Source organism: Candidatus Nitrosocosmicus franklandus (genome assembly GCF_900696045.1).
Taxonomy (GTDB): Archaea; Thermoproteota; Nitrososphaeria; order Nitrososphaerales; family Nitrososphaeraceae; genus Nitrosocosmicus; species Nitrosocosmicus franklandus_A.
The window spans coordinates 907,878-926,122 of sequence record NZ_LR216287.1; the positions used below are offsets into that span (position 1 = coordinate 907,878).

Below are 18,245 nucleotides of genomic sequence, written 5' to 3' on the forward strand. Positions count from 1 at the left end.
GGGACACTATACGACATGACAATTGAGTTAATTGATGAGATCATACTCACCTTGTTAATTGCATTTTTAATAGATGGTTTTATAGGCGAACCGCCAAATAAAATACATCCTGTCGTCCAAATAGGCAAGATTATAGACACGGTTACAAAATTTACAAAAAACATTTCTCACAAAAAGGGAGAAAATTTTGAAAAATTTATGGGTTCGATACTAGCGATAGGACTACCCAGCATGGTGGGTTTAATAGTTTATTTGATTAGTGTACAATCATTCCATATTTTAGGTACAGTCATATTCATCATACTCTCTTCTATAATATTGAAGGCCTCATTTTCAATAAGGGCTATGGATATTCACATCAATGACGTTATCACTGAACTAGATAACCATAATTTAGATATGGCTAGAAAAAAATTGGCAAAAATTGTTAGCCGAGAAACTAGTACCCTATCAGAATCAAAAATACTCTCAGCGTGTATAGAATGTGTTGCAGAAAGCTTCGTGGATGGCGTACTTTCTCCATTGTTCTATTACGGATTCTTGAACACTGCTGGAGCAATGGCCTATAGAACCTCAAATACACTTGATTCTATGATTGCATACAAAGAGGAATATTACATGCATTATGGATGGATGGCAGCCAAATTAGATACTATAATGAATTTTGTTCCAGCAAGAATTTCTCCAGCGTTCTTAATTCCTGCCATTATAATCTGTAGAAAAGATTGGAAGAATGCAGTAATGATTTTGAAAAGAGACAGAAACAAGGTTGAAAGTTTCAATGCAGGTATTCCTATGGCCATAATGGCAGGTGGATTGAATATCCAATTAGAAAAAACTAATCATTACAAACTAGGGGACATGAACGAAGAACTCTCTATCCAAAGATGCAAGATATCTTTGAAAATCACAAAAATTGCGGCTGCTATATGTGTAATAGGCTTTGTGATTCCTATTACAGTAATCCTTAATTATCTAGGATGGTGGAATGTATTTTTTGGTTTTTAGAAACCTCTTAGGTATAATTGCATTTTTAACTATATTACCTGTATGGCGATCATCCCAGCATTTTGAAGTAGAAAACATTTCAAAAAATATGTTTTTGTTCCCATTAGTAGGATTAGTTATTGGATTTTTAACCATACCGATCGTATTAGCTTCGATATATTTTTTCAATCAGTATATTGCAGCATTTATAATCACCATTTTCCTGACGATATTGACAGGAATACATCATACCGATGCGCTTGGGGATTTTGCTGATGGAATAATGGCCAAAGGAAGCAAGGAAAAAAAGTACAAAGTAATGCACGATCCTACAATAGGCTCAGCTGGTGCAGTTGCAATAGCGACCTATATGCTTGGAATGACTTTGGCCATTTCTTCAATTTCAGGTATTGATAGATTACTGATAGCGATAATAGTCTCAGAGATAGTTGCGAAATATGTTATGGTATTACAAGCTTTTTCTAGCGACTCTGCATGGGAGGGATATAGCTCTCAATTTACAAAGAAAATGAAATCGAAAAAAAAGATAATTGTAGCTACAGGTATTACGATTTTTCTTGTTCTAGTCATCTCGCATTCATACATCAGTATGGGAATTCAAATGCTAGTACTTGGTATAATTTGTTGTTTTATTATCATCTATATCTCAAATAGGAACTTTGGAGGAACCTCAGGAGATGTTATGGGGGCTACAAATGAAATTGTAAGATTGGTCTCATTGATTTCTGTATCTTAGTTCTTTATTGTATCATCAATAATGTGACATGAACCACAACGGCAGTACGCTTTAAAAATTGTTAAGGAGTTTCTTTCTAGATATAATTTCTTGTTAAATGTTTATTCAAGATATAGCATTATCCCTTAATGCAAAGTTGATAGATAAGAAATGTAATTCATTATCAAAAAGTAATAAACTTAATATTAATAATGCAATCATTCACTAGAAAACAGTCAAAAATATGGAGTTTGCTAGGTAGAAGGCACGGGAGAAAGTTGGTAGTAAATTATAAGAATGTTTGTGTCCTCATGTGCGGAGGCAAAGGTAGTCGAATAAATACTTCTTCCAATACCTTGGGAAAAAAGATAGAAAAACCCCTCATACCAATAAATAACAAGCCACTAATTGAGTATACCATAGATGCAATATTAAACTCAAAGAAACCGTTTAAAATTTTTGCTGCTGTAAGTAGTAACACAAAAGAAACTGAAGATTTTATCAAATACAATTATTCTGATAGAATAACGGTTTTAAGAACACAAGGTAAAGGTTATTCAAAAGATTTTGCCAATTTAATACATTATTTTATAAATAAATCCTACACAAAAGAACAAGAAAAACGTTATACTCGAAATGATAATATTTTAAAAAGAATCAAGACTCAAGATGGAATTTTTGAGTGTTCAAAGATATTGTTTTTGCCAATTGACTTGCCTCTGATTTCTACAAAAACTGTTGAAAATATCGCGGAATTAAAACAGCAAACGCCATTAATTTCGTTAGTCATAGATAAAAACATAATTATAGAATATGGGCTTCTTCCTACACCTTATGCTGTAAGTATAGACAATAAGGACTATTGCCATACAGGAATAGCAGTAGCAAGTCTAGCACTCTTTAGTAGCAAAGTTACAAAAATTACGAGTTCTAAAATAGAAGAGGAATCCATCATTTTTAATGATCCTGAACTTGCTTTTAATGTCAACACTATTGATGACCTCTCTAAAGTCAAAGAGTATTTTTCTAGAAACTATGAATTGAAAAAACCAGAAACAGATTAATCTAATGTTTCTAGTATCTTGCCAATTATTTTTGCTTGCCCACCAGTATTTATAAGGAGTTCTGAATTGCATGATGGACATAAAATTGTCTTTGTACTATAAGTATACAACACTTTAACGTTCTTGCAAGATTCACATTCAACTTTTACAAAGTTACTACGGGGTTTTGGAATCATTATATTATGTTTTTTCATCTTAAATCACCACTAGATTCGTTCCATTTATTTTCGTTAAGCTTGAATTTCTAATTTTCTAATACGCATTCCTTGTTTCATCGTCTTTCTTTGACATGCTTTACATGTGTATCTTAGAGTTACCTTTTTGGTAGTCTTAGCAGTCCTTTTTAATTCTGGAAATTTTTGACCACCATATCCCTTTTTATCCTCAGCGTGACGTCTGGCACCTTGAGCACCTTTTCTATCTTTGCCCTTCTTATATGTGGAAACAGCTTGAATTGTATGAGTCTTACATTTTGGGCAAAATTTGCGCAGCTCCTTCTGCATCTTCATACACAAAATTTGCTATTTAGGGTAATTTAAATTAAATATATTAATTTGCTGAAATTGACAAAAGTTTTGTGGTAAAAAAAATGTGAAATTACCTGTTCAAGATAATAAAATATTAGATGGTGAGTTGTATTTATTGTATAATCTCTTAATAAGGATAGAAATAATTCAATACAAAGCTTATATAGATGCATGGTCTATTACCCCCTAATGATGTCGTTCTTACAAATTGTATTAGAACCTGAAGCTTTTGGGGTATGGATACCGTTAGCAGTTGGTTTAGGAATTGGTCTAGTTTATGCGTTAGCATCAGCAGCGCGAAGGGCACGTTAAGATAATTTTTTAACCCAAAACCTTTTTTTCATACTCATATAATAGTCTCGAAATTACTACATGGGACTCTAATCCCATGTCGGAGATAGAATATTTCTTATCAAAATACACATCTACGCTTTTAGAAAAATAGCCTTTTGGAAATCCTCCTATGATAACGCATGGATTGGTAAACTGAGAAAGATCCATGGTAATCGATTCAAGATTTCTATAATTACCGGTGGTTGAAAATCCTACTACAGAATCAGATTTTATGACTTCTTTTATCAGATATCCAATATTCATTTCAGATGTCATTTCTAGCAATATTTTTCCGTCATCTGAGACTATTTTCTTATTCTTAAGAAGATTAAGCATTAATCCCTCGAATCGCATGTATGATTTTGGAATTCTAACATCATCCCCTACCAGAATAACGTTATTATCAATAGTGTGAATAAAAACCTTCAGCATATTTTTACGATATAGTGGAGTGGCCAGTGCATTTACTAATGCAATGTGAAGGATATCAGGTCGTCCTCTTTTATGAAGGTCTGCCATCCCTGAAGAAACCATAGCAAAATGATGAAAGGATCTATCCAACAGAATATCTGTAGGTCCTTTATTAAAACGGCGCATTTTTTTAAGTGAATGATGTTTATATAAATTAAGAGGAATAGTTTCGATCGAAGCATCGGCAATTATCAGACTTAGCAAATATTACAAAAGTAGGAGAGTTGGAAATTATTTAAAGATATATATAGATTGTGGAGCTCATGTATGTAAAATAATAGTTAATGAAAAAGAGCATCGCTAAACAAATAGCCTTTCAACGGGTGAAAAATTTGATAGATACCGCACTTTATTCCAGCGATGAATTTGCATTGGATCATATCAAAATAGCAAGGAAGATCATATCAAAATACAAATTAAAAATCCCTTTTGAATACAAAATCCTCTTTTGTAAGAATTGTAAAAGGTATATCGTACCAGGTAAAGATTCAAGAATAAGAATTGGCAGGTCGAATACAAAAGCTCTTAGAATTACATGCAAATATTGTAATCATACATATAGAAAAGTGATAGAAAAAATATCTCATAATTGAATTGAAAAAACCATTCTAAAATAAACGTAAGTTAAGCTAAATCAAGACGAAAAACAACAAACCATCCAGCAATAGTGACTTTATTTATATCAAAGTAAATGAGAACATAAAGAAGAAGGATTATAAGGGAAAATTGTAGAATTCATCATGTAATAGTAAATGGCTAAGGTATTTGATGTTCCAGCAAACGAATTGATATCAAAATTAACGGAGCAGTTAAAAAAAGATAAGAAAATAAACCCTCCAGAATGGGCCAGCTATGTAAAAACTGGTCCACATGTAGAAAAAGTTCCGCAAAATAGAGACTGGTGGTATACAAGATGTGCTTCGCTAGCAAGAAAGGTATATTTACATGGCCCTATTGGAATATCAGATTTAAAAAGTTACTATGGAGGAAGGAAAAGAATAGGATATAATTTGGATCACCATAAAGATGCCGGTGGTGCAATAATTAGAAAGGCATTGCAACAATTAGAATTATCTGGATATGTTGAGAAGAAAGCAAAAGGCAGAGTTATATCAAACGAAGGGATGAAAAGACTAGACAGACTAGCCACTGAAATTTTCAAAGAAATATCAAAGATGGACAAGAATTTAGAACGATATGCATAAGGGAGTATAAACATGTCAGGTCTACCTCAATCTCATCAACCCTCAGATGATGAAATCAAAAGACAACAGGCCGAAGCAGAGGCAATGAAGCAAAGAGCACTAGCAATGTTGTTAGATTCGGAGGCAAGACAGAGACTTACAAATATAAAAATGGTAAAACCAGAACTTGCTGCAGCAGTCGAAAATTATCTAATTAATGCAGCTACTACAGGACGGCTAAATAGAGCCCTCACCGATAACGAGTTAAAACAAATACTGTTGACTTTACAACAACCAAAGAGAGAGTTTAAGATTAACAGAAGATAACCTCAAAATTATCTTTCTTTCAAATTCAAAATCATAAAAAGTAATCTTCATTTTTGAGTTAACTATATTAAGCTTTTAAAACATCATCCTCCCATGAAAGCAGCTGTATTTAGAGAGTATAACAAAGATCCAACCAAAGTAGTGAAAATTGAAGACATTGATGTCCCAAAAATAAGACCTAATGAAGTTTTGATTAAAGTTGAATCTTCAGCATACAATTATAATGATTTATGGGCAATTTGGGGAGAGCCAGTTAAGACTCCACTTCCCCATATATCTGGAAGTGATGTTGCAGGAACAGTGGTAGAGATTGGTCAAGATGTGACCAAATTTAAAGTGGGAGATAGAGTTGTATCTCACTCTAACATGAGTTGCAGGGTGTGCGATCAGTGCACATCAGGCAGAGAATATGATTGCAAAGAAAGACAAATTTGGGGATTTCAGACAGGTCCCTTATGGGGTGGATTTGCACAATATACACATCTTCCGGAAGTTAATGTTGCAAAATTGCCAGATAATGTTTCATTTGATGATGCGGCCGCGGTGTCTATGGTAGGCATGACATCCTGGCATATGCTGGTTGGACGTGCTAAAATTATTCCAGGTCAAACCGTTTTGATAATGGGAGGAACAAGCGGAGTAGGAATGGTAGGGATTCAAATTGCAAAATTATACAATTGTAATGTAATTGCAACAGCTGGAAATCAGCAAAAAATGGATAAATGTTTAGAATTGGGCGCGGATCATGTAGTAAATCACAGGGAAGCTGACTGGTACAAAAAGGTAAGAGAGATCACAAAGAAAGAAGGCGTCGACGTCGTATTTGAACACATTGGAAAGAACGTATTTCCGCAAGAGGTAGGCTTACTAAAGATGGGCGGTACCCTCGTAGCAACAGGAGCCACAACTGGGTATGATTCAACCATCGATTTGAGGTATTTGTTCTTTAAGGGAACTAATCTATTGGGCTCAACACAGGGAACCAAAGCAGAATTAGAACAAGTAATTTATTGGACAAGCAAGGGAAAAATAAAACCAGTCATTCACACATCATTGCCCTTTTCCAATATGGTTGAAGGTCATGTGATGATGGCCGGTGCTGAACAGATAGGAAAGATAATTACTAATCCCCAAAAACTTTAATTTTTTATATTATTATCAGTATTAGCATAGTGGGAAGCTCAAGAAGTTTAATTTTTATTCCAGGAAATAACCAAAGATTTTTAGAAAAATCCAAAGGCATTAATTCAGATATTATCTGCTATGACCTAGAGGATTCTGTCCCACTAGGAGAAAAAGATGTAGCTAGAAAATTAATCGCGACAAAAATTAGTGAATTGAATAGTAATAATATGGAAATAAATAATGAAAGAATTATAGCCGTAAGAACCAATTCTCCCGATTCAAAGCAGATACCAGCAGATTTGGAAAAAATTGTAATTAAAGGAATAGATGCAATAGTTATACCAAAAGTAAATGAAGCATCACAAGTATCAGAAATTTCAGATCTGATAGACAGACTAGAAGCTGAAAGAAATATTCCAAAAGGACATTTAAGGATTATGCCCTCAATTGAGTCAGCGTTAGGTGTGGTCAATACATTTGAAATAGCAAGGTGTAATGAGAGAATCTCTTCGGTGGTTTTTGGAATTTTCGATTTCCTTCACGATATGAAAATCGACAGTTATTACAACGATATACAAGGTAGTTATGTTTACGGACGTAGTAAAGTACCTGTGGATGCAAGAGCGGCCGGTGTTGATTCTATTGATTGCATATGGCAAGACATCAACGACACAAATGGGTTAATTAATGATCTAAAGTTAGGAAAAAACTATGGATATAATGGCAAGTGTATTATCCATCCATCTCAAATTGATCATGTTCACAGAGTATTTAGTCCATCCAAACAGGAAATAGAATGGGCAAAAAAAGTTGTAGAAGCATTAGATAACGCACAAAAGAACCTAGCTACAGGTGCAGTAAAATTAGAAGGAAAAATGATTGACGCAGTTCACTATAAACAAGCAAAAAGGATTCTAGAATCCATTAAAGAAAATACAATATAATAATTTAAAAATATTCAAATTATATTTTCGTATCTTTGTACTTGTGTTTACAGGAATTACTGAATATTTGGCGGTAATAGAAGATATACGCGAATCAGCTATAAAGAAAACCGACCCCTCCAAGACAGAGACAAAAAGCAAAGGCAACCATCATACAGAAATCACAATACGACTCTACAAATCAAAAGGCATCAAAATAGGAGATAGTGTATCTGTTAGTGGAGTTTGTTTAACCGTCGCCAAGTTGGATGGAACCAAAGCTACGTTTCAAGTCATTGATGAGACAATGAACAAGACAAATTTTAAAGATTTGAAAAAAGGAGATAGGGTCAATATTGAAAGAAGCCTTAGAGTGGGCGGCAGGATAGAAGGTCATTTCGTATTAGGGCATGTAGATGGTACAGGCATAATCAAAAGGATCGAAAAAGGTGATAAAGGAAGTAAGTTAAAAGTGAAAATCCCCAGTAAGGAACTTTTACCATTCATAGTCAAAAAAGGATCTATAGCAATTGATGGAGTAAGCCTCACAGTTGTTGATGTTAAAAATAGCATAGTTGAAATAGCGTTAATACCACATACCCTTAAGAATACAACTTTAGGATTGAAGAAAATTGATGACAGTGTAAATATCGAGATAGATATATTAGCACGATATCTAACAAAGATCTACCAATATTCTGGTAATAACAAGAAAAATAGTAAGATATATTAACTTTAATGAACAAGTAAAATCAATTGACCAAAATATTCGAGGCAGTAACCTCCCTGAGAGAAGGAAATTTTGTTCTGATTCATGATGATGATAATCGTGAAGATGAAGTTGATATGGTAATTTCTTCACAACATGTAGCTCCGAGGCATATCGCCACAATGCGAAAGGATGCCGGAGGATTAATTTGTACGGCAATATCAAAAGAAATATCCAATAAATTAGGATTACCATTCATCTATGACGTGTTGAATATTTTTGGAACAGCAAATAAGACGATATCCCTAATAAATCAGAATAGTTCTCCATATGGGGATAAACCTTCCTTTTCAATATCACTCAATCATGTCGATACTTATACTGGTATTACAGACAATGATCGGGCGCTAACTATTTCATCGTTAGCAAATATTTGTTCAGAATTGGCCAAAAGTATAGAACTAAATGCTCAAAAAGCAATTCTCGAAAAATTTCAAAAGAGTTTCAGGGCTCCGGGACATGTACCAATACTTATTGCATCTAAAGAATTATTGAATGAAAGAAAGGGTCATACAGAGATGTCAATTTTTCTCACAAAAATAGCAAACATGACAAATGTAACGACCATATGTGAAATGTTAGATCCATATAATTACAAGGCCCTTTCATACAAAGATGCAGTCGAATATGCCAAAGAGAACAATCTCGTAATATTAGAAGCAAAAGAACTAATAACATATGCCAAATCATATGGAAATTAGTAATGGAGGTTAGAATAGGGATTGTAGTCTCCGAATTTAACAGCGAGATAACAATCCCAATGCTTGATGAAGCAAAGAGATTTGCAAATAATCATACAGATTTAAAAATATCTTTTGTTTGTTTTGTCCCAGGTGTGTTTGACATGCCAATCATGATAGAAGAATTGCTAAAGAAAAAGAATGTTGATGCTGTGGTTACGCTAGGAGCTATAATAAAAGGAGAAACTAGTCATGACAGATTGATAGCAAGAGTTACTGCCAAATCAATTAATGAACTTTCTCTAAAATATAGGAAACCAATATCTTTAGGTATAACTGGACCAGACATGACGTTTGAGCAGGCCGAGGCCAGGATAATACCTGTAACACAACATGCTATCAATACGGCACTAGTCATGACAAAAAGACTACGGGAAATAAGAAATACCAAAATAAAAAAATAAGAGACCAAGAACAACTGTAGTGGTAAAAGTAGTAGATTAAGTTGACATGTCAGATAACAGTTATAAAATTAGAAGGTTATGGTAAGTGGACTCTAAAATTAGGAAGCGACAGAGAACACCAGTTGCAAATGCTGCAGGCATTTATGTATGCAGATCTACAAAAATACTTTTCAACAAAGAATGGTCTAGTATTTTCCAATCGATTCGATGAGTTTGTTGCAGTTACGAATCAAATTTCGTTACCAGATCACAAGGAAATTCATGACAAAATTTCAAAGAAGAACAGCGAAATTGAAATTTCAATGACCATAGGAATTGGAAAAACACCGTTAGAATCTGATAAAAAAATATCAAAAATTAAAAAGGATAAAAAAAATCAAGTATTTGAGAACATTTTTGCACTTGAGCAAGAGCATTTACAACTCCAAGAAAGGAATATATCAAATTTACAATTACCTGAGAAAAACCTGAAAATAATACATATTGATGTAGATAGTTCTACCGCTTTGATCAAAAATCTTTCCACATACGAAATTACAAATCTTTTATTAAAGCTCCATTTGAAAATTTCAGATCTGTTCTTAAAGGAAGAAAGCTTGACTTTCTTTTTAGGAGGAGACAACTTTATGGTGGTTGCCAGGTCCGGTCTTGATATCAACAAAATTACCTCAACAATCGATCAACTAATCAAATCATCAGGGATAAAGCTAAACTGTGGTATTGGTAATGGTAATAATGCTAGGACAGCCGCCAAGTATGCTACAAAGTCACTAGATCAGATAAGAGAGTACAGGAAAAGTGGTAAAACATTAAATGTTTTTGAATCGAATTGAAAAAAACCATCATTAAAAATTCCCAGATTCTGTATGGAGAAGAACTAGAAGTAATTCAAAAAGGAGCAATTATTATTAACGAACATGGAATAATAGAAAAAGTAGTAAGAAAATCGAAGGAACTAGAATATGATATGTTGGGATCTAGTTCGACTGCAACAAAGACAGAGATCAGTATTATTGATGCAGAAGGCTTTGTGATCATTCCAGGTTTCATAAATTCTCATACCCACATAGGAGATTCAATTGGAAAAGATATTGCGGCCAATTTGGATTTAAATAAAAGAATACACCCTCATTATGGTATCAAAAAAACCATCCTTGAAAAGACTCCTGTTAATTATTTAATACAAATGATGAGAAATGCTGCCCTATCTATGCTTTACAAGGGCATAACTACATTTGTCGACTTTAGAGAAGGAGGTTTGGAAGGTATAAATTTGATGCAAAAAGCAACTAGAGATCTCCCAATAAAAAGAATTGTTTTAGGCAGGATTGACTTTAATGATAAATATTATTACAAATCTACTGAAGGATATAGAAATTCTAATAATAAACAGGGCAACTCAACTGGAAATAACAAAATCCCATCTTTTTATCAACAAAAAATGCATAAAAATCGAATAAAAAACAAGGAGAACAAGAAGGAGGAACAAGAAAGGAACATAATCGACATAGGTAATAAAATATTAGAAAAATGCGAAGGCTTTGGGATAAGCGGAGCTAATGAATATACAGACTTAATGTTATCATTATATAGAAAAATAGTGCATGATATAAACTTAAAAAATTTAAACACAAATAGATCGAGGAAGTCACTTCTCGCAATTCATGCAGCCGAAGCACAAAGTACTGTAGAAGATTCCATAAAAAAATACAAAAAGACTGAAATCAAGAGAACATTACAACTCCTAGATCCCGATATTTATATTCATGTTACTAACCCCACCAAATCGGATTTACGGTTATTACATAAACGTAGAAAAAAAATCATCGTTTGTCCCAGAGCAAACGGGATCTTAGGAGTAGGATTAGGACCAATTAAGAAAATGCTTGAATTGGATTTCTTATTGGGAATAGGAACAGATAACATCATGCTCAATTCTCCTGACATGTTTAAGGAAATGGATTTCCTGATAAAGAGTCAGAGAGCAATTGAAAAAAATACCATGTTTCTTAAACCCAAAGATATCTTAAAAATGGCTACCGTAAACGGAGGAAAAATTTTTAATCTAAATACAGGATGCATTAAGAAAGGGTATTTAGCAGATTTATTATTTATAGATAGATATGATTTGGACTTGTATCCACTATTTGATCTACATATGGCCTTAGTGAGTAGATGTACAGAAAAACAAGTGAAAGCAGTAATGATAAATGGCAAATTGACCAGCGGAAGTATCCCTTTTGACTAAAACAGGTAAACTCAACATGAGAGTGATACTAAACGCAGCAGCTAGTATTGATGGCAGAATCGCAACCTGCAAAGGAGATACAAAGATATCTTCAGAATCGGATCTCCGACGAGTACACATATTGCGATCAAAAGTGGATGCAATTTTGGTAGGTATTACTACTGTAATCAAGGATAATCCCATGCTAACTGCTAGAAGGGTACAAAATAGAGAAAAAATATCCGAGACTAAAGACATGTCAAGAACAAACCCCATACGCATTATAGTCGATGGAAAAGCAAAGATTTCTCTACATTCAACCATAGTTAAGACTGCTGATCGAATAGAAACCAGGATTGCAGTTACCAAGAATGCACCACCAAGAAAATTGAAACAGTTGGAAAAATTAGGCTTGAAAGTTATGGTAATAGATCAGGATCCAGAAAAGCAAGGTAGAGTTGATCTAAAAAAACTGTTTGATTATCTAGAGCGTGATGGAATATCTAAAATTCTCGTAGAAGGAGGAGGTGAGATTAATTGGTCTTTAATAAAGAACAATCTTTTCGATGAACTAATTGTTACTATATCACCATTAATAATTGGCGGAAAAAACGCAATTTCATTGGTCGGAGGAAAAGGATATGACACAATAAACGAGTGTGCAAAGATAAAATTAACTAAGGTGCAGAAAAAAAATACTGGCGAAATAGTACTATATTACAAAAACATAAAAAAAGATAAAATTAAGTAGTGAATTTATCTTACTGAATCTGTGCTTAATTGCTCAATCTTATATCTGAGAGCATCCTTTAGCTTGCTATTATCGACCATATTGAGAGGTTCTTTGCAATTGGGGCACTTGAAAAATAACTCTATAGCATAGTCAAATTTAATCCTGTCACATGCGGAATTGCCGCAGTGGTAAAATTCTGACGATTCTTCATATTCCAGTCTGTTTTGTAATCTTTCCAGAATTTTCCTCTTTTGATTATCGATAAAATTATCAACGTGATCTCTTTTTGCCCTCCATCGATAGACAAACCAGCCCTTCTTCTCATCTTTGACCCGTATACCCGTTATCAATGCTTTTCCAAATAGGTCGTAGAGCACTTTGCGAATTATATTGATTCGAAGGCCAGTAGAAAGAGCTATTTCCTCATCTGTAGAGTCTTCGGCCTTTAATAATGCTTTAGCAACTTGTTGATATTCGTCTCCGCCAATCAGAGATGCAATCTTTATAAAAGGATCTTCACTGCTGTCAACATTTTGCATGAAAGTAATATAACATCACATACAAAAGATATATAGTTTTCCAAGTAGGAAAACCACCCAAAGAATTATGTTAAATTTATTCGACACATATCAACTGAGATGTATTATTAGCTAACTTTTAATACTACAAGCTTAAGCGCACGATTTTCCATCATACCGCCCAGTTACGCTAATTTAATGATTGAAAGAAGACAAGCATTGTCCACAAGTAGGTCATTTAAAGAGCACCACTGGGTTATTAACAACTCGATTTAGCCGATACTCGGTAATAAAGAGATCAATGATTTGATTTTCTTTGAAATAATTTTCTATGAACACAAACTCGTCAATATCGATAGCTGAGAAGTTGTAATTTAGTAATTTTTATGAGAAAAGTTTCCTCTTTTGCAATATTGTTGTAGAACCTTTTAGCAAGCCTATTTATGTCGATAGGCGGTATCATTAGGTTAATGACACCAATGGTTGAATTTAGTTAAACCATAATATTAGAGATAAATCTGCAAAATTAGCATCATTTGAAGTGACTAGGATATTATTGACAAAATCAGCCTAATTTCATTTGCTACAGACAGGTGAGCAACAACCAATTCTACTCCAATTGCCATAAAGAAAAGTATTATTATGAAAATACATTAATCCAAAGTATTTTTCCCCCACTACCTCTTACCAAACAATATCTTATCGCATAACTCCGACCTATAGTATTAAAATGGCACACCAAAAAAGAACATAATCATTAAATCCATACTACCATCATGGAAACAAACAATGAAGTAAATGACAAATCAACCAATAAATCAAAATACAAATAATAAATTGATCAGTTTCCAAGTCCAGAATTTATTTCTTCTAAAAAGTCATATATCACAGAGTAATCCATCTCTCTTTTATCAGGTTTCTTATTTGCGGCTCTAAATAATTGTTGAGACATACTAGTCATTGGTAATACCAATCCTAGATCATGAGACATATTCATTACTAGATCGATATCTTTTAACATGTTCTTTAGAAAAAATGAAGGAGGGTATTCGTGGTTTATCATCATCTGGCCTTTACGTTCGCTTATCCCTGTCTTAAGCTTAGTAAGATTAAGTATCTTTAAATATAGATTAGGATCTATGCCGCTGTGTTTAGCCAAGATTAAGCCCTCAGAAAGAGCTAGAGTAATTATAGCGATATTCAGATTTAGTGCTAACTTTACGCTATTTGATAATCCGTTGATTTTTCCCAAGTAAAATACATGTTTAGAGAAATATTCCAATACAGGGTAAACTCTTTCATAAGATCCCTTGTTTCCGGATACAAGAGATATTAGTTCTCCTTTCCTTGCATCGCTCGGTCCACCCATTACCGGAACGCTCAAAAATGAAAAACCCTGTTTCTTGTCTAACATATCTGCGCATTTAGCAGATTGTTTTGGAGTTACAGTAGTACAATCTATTATAACTACACTGTTGTTACTACTATTTATGATACCATTTTCACCAACCAACACGTTCCTCAAAGAGTCATAATTGGTAACACATGTAATTACGAACTGTGAATGATCCGTCAATGAACATGGGGAACTAAATATCTTTGCACCTTGTTTTTCTAGACCTCCGAGTTTTGTTTTGTTCCTTGCATAGATATTTACTTTGAGATGGCTAGATAGCAATCGTTCTATAATGCTTCTACCTAACATTCCTACTCCTATTACGCCAATAGATATATCGCTATGCGTAGACATACTTATCTTTCAGTTCAGTCAGGCTGTTTTAAATGTATGTTTATCATGGCTGATCAACCATTTAGAATAAATAGAAATCATATTAATAATTAGATGGCTAAAGAATGACTTTTACTTTATTGATCGGAAATAACTTTATATCTAGCGGTCCGAAAAACGTTAAATATAATGATAAAATCCTGTTCAGTTTGGATCAGGATCCATCGTCAAATAATCCCACTATCTCAGTAAATGTAATTAATCAAAGTAACGATCAAATTGTCAATGTTGAAAAAAATGTACTCAAAAAATGCTCTTCAGAATTGACAATAAAAAAATCAGAACCGCAACATATACTTGTTATTGATAAATCTGGAGAAATAATTTTTGAATCTAGAATTCTAGATAGCAAAACGATTCTTGTAAGCGGAATCTTTTATATTGATGATGCAAAATTAACGATCACACAAAATTATATAATCTTACCAAATAAAAAATGGATAATGCATGATCGAGTAGATTCAAAAGGTGAAGATATAGCTATCACCAATGATGGGATACTTCCCCTACTAAGATGAAAAGATAAAATCGCCAATGTTCTCCCTCTAACCGCGTTTCTCTTTATCTACTACCCAATTCCCGGACTTTTTCTTTAGAGTCAGTGTCCCAACATATTTTCCGCTGCTATATACTTTGCATATTTCCTGACTCATTCCAAAGAAAGATTCAACTATATTTCCTTTCTTATGGTAGCCGGCCTCGACTACTTTTATGTTTAGCTTTGAGCTTACTTTTTTAATGGCATTTCTTGCTACACTCCACTCACCATGCCATTCAACTAAATCAAAGGCTCCAAAGTTCAATGTAACAAGCTGCTTAGATGTGATAGAGATTTTGAGTGTTTTATTATTCTTGACAAGATATTCATTAATCCATTTTAGAGCAACATCGCTCTTCCCTTTCTCAATTCCAAAGTTATTAGCACTGGCCAAAAGGATCAGATTAGAATAATATCCATCTCTATAAATTCATAGATAAAGTGGGAAAAATCATTATGGATTATCGATTCTTTTAAGCACATCCTCATAATTGGTTAAGGGTACAATCTTTATAGTATTGAAAGCAGATATTCCAGATTCGATGCAAATTTGTTCTATTTGATGTGCACTATCTGCCTTTACCAATATGATCCATTCGTGTTCTAATACAGACATATAAAATCCATTAATTTCGCTGATACCATATCTTTCTGCATATAGTTGCATTTTGTTGTAAATTTCTTTGAAAACCTCCTTGCTAGCAGAATTATTAAGAGGGCAAGATTCTGGACTATGAACGGCAAAAATACCAAAGAGTTTAAAGGAACTCATCAATTATAGATTAGTTACCCCGTATATATTGAAATTCATCTTGATTTTACGATTACCGTCCAATTAATCAAACAATACAACAAACAAAGAAAATTCGTATGTAAATAAGGAGATAGAACATAGTACCTATTCATGGATGATGACTATAGACAGGATTAGAAAAGCGGTAACCATAATATAATAAATTCTCTTGTTTTAGGATACCTAACAATAATTTAATATAGCGACATCAAGCAAATAATTGAAATTTTTGGTAATTTGACAAATCAAAAAACGAATTCGCAATATTAAACCAGATATGATGAACATGATAAAGGCAAGAGATTATTTTGATTGTTTTGTTACTCTGGCAATACCATATGAGAACCATAATAGAAATAAAACCAGATGGACAGATTTAGGACAATAAGGTTAAAGCAGCAAATGGAAGACTTGAACAGTATGAATAATAGTATCAAATATAATTAACAGATAAATATCAGAATACTTTACCTACAAGAAGGTATTTTTATAAAAAAGTTGAGCAATGAAACAAGATATAACAAGACATTAAAGTATCTAATACTTTCAATAGTTTCAAGCATCCTAATTATTGATTTGACGATACTATCGATTCCTGATGCACATTTGCAGCATAGTGTTGCAATAGTCTCACTAAACATCGCAGCAATTATGGCAACTGCACTAGGCATCATAGCAGTATCAAGACATGGGTTAGGAGGAAATCATGGAAAATCATACTTATTCGTAACTGTAGGGATTGCACTATGGTTCTTGGCAGATCTGGGAATCTTGTATGCATATTTTGTGTTAAAAGTAGATGAATTCAAGCAAATATCATTACTGGACGTATTCTGGCTTTTAGGATATGTCTTCCTTGTGCTTCATTTAGTTTCGATAATAAAGACGATAAGAATCAGAAATCATACCATAACATTAACCATTCTATCTGGAGTTGTTATTGGATTTGTAATTTTAAATATCGTTAACCTTTTGCCTGATTTTGACCTTCCTACGTCAAATGACTTGCACCATTTTTTAACCAAAGAATATGAATTTCAAGACGTTGTAATTACCATACTTTACCCCATACTTGATTTGAGTTTAATTGTTCCTTCAATTACAATCTTGTTGAATATTTATAAGGATTATCAACATGCGATACCCTGGATGCTAGCATCAATCTCATTACTTGTTAATGCCATAGCTGATAACGGATACACAATTCAATTTATTGATGGCAAAGCTTCGGCTATGCCATGGGATCTCTTCTATATTGCAGATTTTATAATCATGTCAGGGGCGCTATTTTGGTACAATAAATATCACATTTCTGACCACATTCTTGCTAGGAACGAAAAAAAATAAAGATTTGAGATACATTTGAATACGAATTATGACATTTCAACTTCTCTATTTCTTGCAACCCATCATCATTAACCTTCATTGGTGTCAATCTATTCTTCTTCCTCCTCCTCTTCCTCTTCCTCTTCCTCTTCTATTTCGTCAAAATCTATATCATTCAAATCATCATCATCTGTTACTTCATCATCGGTTTCATCTTCCTCGATATCGCTTTCATCATCTTGCAGTTCATGCGTTTCGTCCTTAATTTCATCACGTTCGGCGTCCTTATTGCTCATGATAGCGAAGAAATTTGTTTGGCTGAATTATATAAGAATATTGAATCAAAAAATTGGTTGGTTGATTGTTTGATAGTAGAGTTATTAATATCAAGATATAGACTATAATATGCAAACCGTCTATGTATAGTTTCATTGCTTTAGATGAGTTTATGCATATCGAATCTCTTTTCCATCATAAATATCAACTTCCAATATTTTCAGCAAAATTGGGTGAACTTTCAAAAATATTGTTACTAATATTATCTATTATATACCATCCAGACCAATTTGTTCGAAAATACTATCATTTAAGTTGGCATAGTTAACGACAAAAAAAATTAAAGGATTGTTGTTTCGTTTAACTACAAAGTTAACAAAAACAAGAATTTCTGGTCCCATAGAATTCAATTTCAATAGATTGATGCCATCATTACAGAATATCATCATCTTTAT

General features: G+C 33.3%; 25 protein-coding genes. 17 read left to right on the forward strand and 8 right to left on the reverse strand.

The genetic code is table 11. The annotated features are described in order from the left end of the window. The first annotated feature begins 15 nt into the window (after positions 1 to 15). The 3 genes from NFRAN_RS04230 to NFRAN_RS04240 all read left to right on the forward strand — a co-directional run bounded on the left by NFRAN_RS04230 (position 16) and on the right by NFRAN_RS04240 (position 2,787). Positions 16 to 1,008 carry a cobalamin biosynthesis protein gene (locus NFRAN_RS04230; protein ID WP_134483235.1) on the forward strand — a complete coding sequence of 331 codons (993 nt, stop codon included), beginning with the start codon at positions 16 to 18 and terminating at the stop codon, positions 1,006 to 1,008. Further along, complete coding sequence (cobS, locus tag NFRAN_RS04235; RefSeq protein ID WP_172602109.1) at positions 998 to 1,744, forward strand: adenosylcobinamide-GDP ribazoletransferase; 747 nt, start codon at positions 998 to 1,000, stop codon at positions 1,742 to 1,744. Before NFRAN_RS04230 ends, cobS begins: the two co-directional genes overlap by 11 nt. 257 nt (positions 1,745 to 2,001) lie before the next feature. Next, a complete protein-coding gene (locus tag NFRAN_RS04240; RefSeq protein WP_172602110.1) occupies positions 2,002 to 2,787 on the forward strand; it encodes an NTP transferase domain-containing protein in 786 nt (261 codons plus the stop codon). On the opposite strand, the gene NFRAN_RS14430 is transcribed toward NFRAN_RS04240, so the two are convergent. Together NFRAN_RS14430 and NFRAN_RS04250 are read right to left on the reverse strand one after the other, a co-directional pair. Continuing rightward, entirely contained in the window at positions 2,784 to 2,981 is a 198-nt protein-coding gene (locus NFRAN_RS14430; RefSeq protein WP_197731117.1) for a 30S ribosomal protein S27e, read from the reverse strand. The genes NFRAN_RS04240 and NFRAN_RS14430 overlap by 4 nt on opposite strands. Positions 2,982 to 3,017: 36 nt before the next feature. Beyond that, complete coding sequence (locus NFRAN_RS04250) at positions 3,018 to 3,296, reverse strand: 50S ribosomal protein L44e (RefSeq protein WP_134483238.1); 279 nt, start codon at positions 3,294 to 3,296, stop codon at positions 3,018 to 3,020. Positions 3,297 to 3,485: 189 nt separating this feature from the next. Between NFRAN_RS04250 and NFRAN_RS13625 the strand changes: the two genes are divergently transcribed. Continuing rightward, entirely contained in the window at positions 3,486 to 3,626 is a 141-nt protein-coding gene (locus tag NFRAN_RS13625; protein WP_172602111.1) for a hypothetical protein, read from the forward strand. Between the two features lie 9 nt (positions 3,627 to 3,635). On the opposite strand, the gene NFRAN_RS04255 is transcribed toward NFRAN_RS13625, so the two are convergent. Then, positions 3,636 to 4,322: a ribosome biogenesis protein gene (locus NFRAN_RS04255; protein ID WP_134483239.1), complete on the reverse strand. Its 687-nt coding sequence runs from the start codon at positions 4,320 to 4,322 to the stop codon at positions 3,636 to 3,638. 80 nt (positions 4,323 to 4,402) lie between these two features. Between NFRAN_RS04255 and NFRAN_RS04260 the strand changes: the two genes are divergently transcribed. The 11 genes from NFRAN_RS04260 to NFRAN_RS04310 all read left to right on the forward strand — a co-directional run bounded on the left by NFRAN_RS04260 (position 4,403) and on the right by NFRAN_RS04310 (position 12,568). Further along, the gene (locus tag NFRAN_RS04260; protein WP_134483240.1) at positions 4,403 to 4,711 is read left to right on the forward strand and encodes a ribonuclease P protein component 4; all 309 of its coding nucleotides are present in this window, start codon (positions 4,403 to 4,405) and stop codon (positions 4,709 to 4,711) included. Positions 4,712 to 4,870: 159 nt separating this feature from the next. Next, complete coding sequence (locus tag NFRAN_RS04265; RefSeq protein WP_134483241.1) at positions 4,871 to 5,323, forward strand: 30S ribosomal protein S19e; 453 nt, start codon at positions 4,871 to 4,873, stop codon at positions 5,321 to 5,323. A 12-nt stretch (positions 5,324 to 5,335) separates the two neighbouring features. Beyond that, the gene (locus tag NFRAN_RS04270; RefSeq protein WP_134483242.1) at positions 5,336 to 5,629 is read left to right on the forward strand and encodes a DNA-binding protein; all 294 of its coding nucleotides are present in this window, start codon (positions 5,336 to 5,338) and stop codon (positions 5,627 to 5,629) included. 93 nt (positions 5,630 to 5,722) lie between these two features. Beyond that, positions 5,723 to 6,772 carry a zinc-binding dehydrogenase gene (locus tag NFRAN_RS04275; RefSeq protein ID WP_134483243.1) on the forward strand — a complete coding sequence of 350 codons (1,050 nt, stop codon included), beginning with the start codon at positions 5,723 to 5,725 and terminating at the stop codon, positions 6,770 to 6,772. Between the two features lie 29 nt (positions 6,773 to 6,801). Next, entirely contained in the window at positions 6,802 to 7,698 is an 897-nt protein-coding gene (locus tag NFRAN_RS04280; protein ID WP_197731119.1) for an HpcH/HpaI aldolase/citrate lyase family protein, read from the forward strand. A gap of 43 nt (positions 7,699 to 7,741) precedes the next feature. Continuing rightward, the gene (locus tag NFRAN_RS04285; RefSeq protein WP_134483245.1) at positions 7,742 to 8,410 is read left to right on the forward strand and encodes a riboflavin synthase; all 669 of its coding nucleotides are present in this window, start codon (positions 7,742 to 7,744) and stop codon (positions 8,408 to 8,410) included. A 23-nt stretch (positions 8,411 to 8,433) separates the two neighbouring features. Beyond that, positions 8,434 to 9,147, forward strand: coding sequence for a 3,4-dihydroxy-2-butanone-4-phosphate synthase (ribB, locus tag NFRAN_RS04290; RefSeq protein ID WP_232037935.1), 714 nt, complete (start codon positions 8,434 to 8,436; stop codon positions 9,145 to 9,147). A 2-nt stretch (positions 9,148 to 9,149) separates the two neighbouring features. Then, complete coding sequence (ribH, locus tag NFRAN_RS04295) at positions 9,150 to 9,590, forward strand: 6,7-dimethyl-8-ribityllumazine synthase (protein ID WP_134483246.1); 441 nt, start codon at positions 9,150 to 9,152, stop codon at positions 9,588 to 9,590. Positions 9,591 to 9,631: 41 nt separating this feature from the next. Further along, positions 9,632 to 10,423, forward strand: coding sequence for a GTP cyclohydrolase IIa (locus NFRAN_RS04300; protein WP_134483247.1), 792 nt, complete (start codon positions 9,632 to 9,634; stop codon positions 10,421 to 10,423). After that, positions 10,420 to 11,838 (forward strand): amidohydrolase family protein, encoded by a 1,419-nt coding sequence (locus NFRAN_RS04305; protein ID WP_172602112.1) that lies wholly within the window; start codon positions 10,420 to 10,422, stop codon positions 11,836 to 11,838. The genes NFRAN_RS04300 and NFRAN_RS04305 overlap by 4 nt, the downstream gene beginning before the upstream one ends. Beyond that, positions 11,831 to 12,568 carry a 2,5-diamino-6-(ribosylamino)-4(3H)-pyrimidinone 5'-phosphate reductase gene (locus NFRAN_RS04310; protein ID WP_134483249.1) on the forward strand — a complete coding sequence of 246 codons (738 nt, stop codon included), beginning with the start codon at positions 11,831 to 11,833 and terminating at the stop codon, positions 12,566 to 12,568. Before NFRAN_RS04305 ends, NFRAN_RS04310 begins: the two co-directional genes overlap by 8 nt. Before the next feature lie 5 nt (positions 12,569 to 12,573). Here NFRAN_RS04310 and NFRAN_RS04315 read toward each other — a convergent pair whose 3' ends face one another. Then, positions 12,574 to 13,089, reverse strand: coding sequence for a transcription factor (locus NFRAN_RS04315; RefSeq protein WP_134483250.1), 516 nt, complete (start codon positions 13,087 to 13,089; stop codon positions 12,574 to 12,576). A gap of 820 nt (positions 13,090 to 13,909) precedes the next feature. Then, entirely contained in the window at positions 13,910 to 14,818 is a 909-nt protein-coding gene (locus tag NFRAN_RS04320; protein ID WP_134483251.1) for an NAD(P)-dependent oxidoreductase, read from the reverse strand. A 104-nt stretch (positions 14,819 to 14,922) separates the two neighbouring features. Between NFRAN_RS04320 and NFRAN_RS04325 the strand changes: the two genes are divergently transcribed. Continuing rightward, complete coding sequence (locus tag NFRAN_RS04325) at positions 14,923 to 15,375, forward strand: hypothetical protein (RefSeq protein ID WP_134483252.1); 453 nt, start codon at positions 14,923 to 14,925, stop codon at positions 15,373 to 15,375. Between the two features lie 27 nt (positions 15,376 to 15,402). On the opposite strand, the gene NFRAN_RS04330 is transcribed toward NFRAN_RS04325, so the two are convergent. After that, the gene (locus NFRAN_RS04330) at positions 15,403 to 15,789 is read right to left on the reverse strand and encodes a hypothetical protein (RefSeq protein WP_134483253.1); all 387 of its coding nucleotides are present in this window, start codon (positions 15,787 to 15,789) and stop codon (positions 15,403 to 15,405) included. Between the two features lie 60 nt (positions 15,790 to 15,849). Further along, a complete protein-coding gene (locus NFRAN_RS04335; protein WP_134483254.1) occupies positions 15,850 to 16,167 on the reverse strand; it encodes a hypothetical protein in 318 nt (105 codons plus the stop codon). A gap of 519 nt (positions 16,168 to 16,686) precedes the next feature. On the opposite strand from NFRAN_RS04335, the gene NFRAN_RS04340 reads away from it, so the two are divergent. Then, entirely contained in the window at positions 16,687 to 17,535 is an 849-nt protein-coding gene (locus NFRAN_RS04340; RefSeq protein ID WP_134483255.1) for a hypothetical protein, read from the forward strand. 89 nt (positions 17,536 to 17,624) lie between these two features. On the opposite strand, the gene NFRAN_RS13630 is transcribed toward NFRAN_RS04340, so the two are convergent. Continuing rightward, positions 17,625 to 17,810: a hypothetical protein gene (locus NFRAN_RS13630; protein WP_172602113.1), complete on the reverse strand. Its 186-nt coding sequence runs from the start codon at positions 17,808 to 17,810 to the stop codon at positions 17,625 to 17,627. Positions 17,811 to 18,245 lie beyond the last annotated feature (435 nt).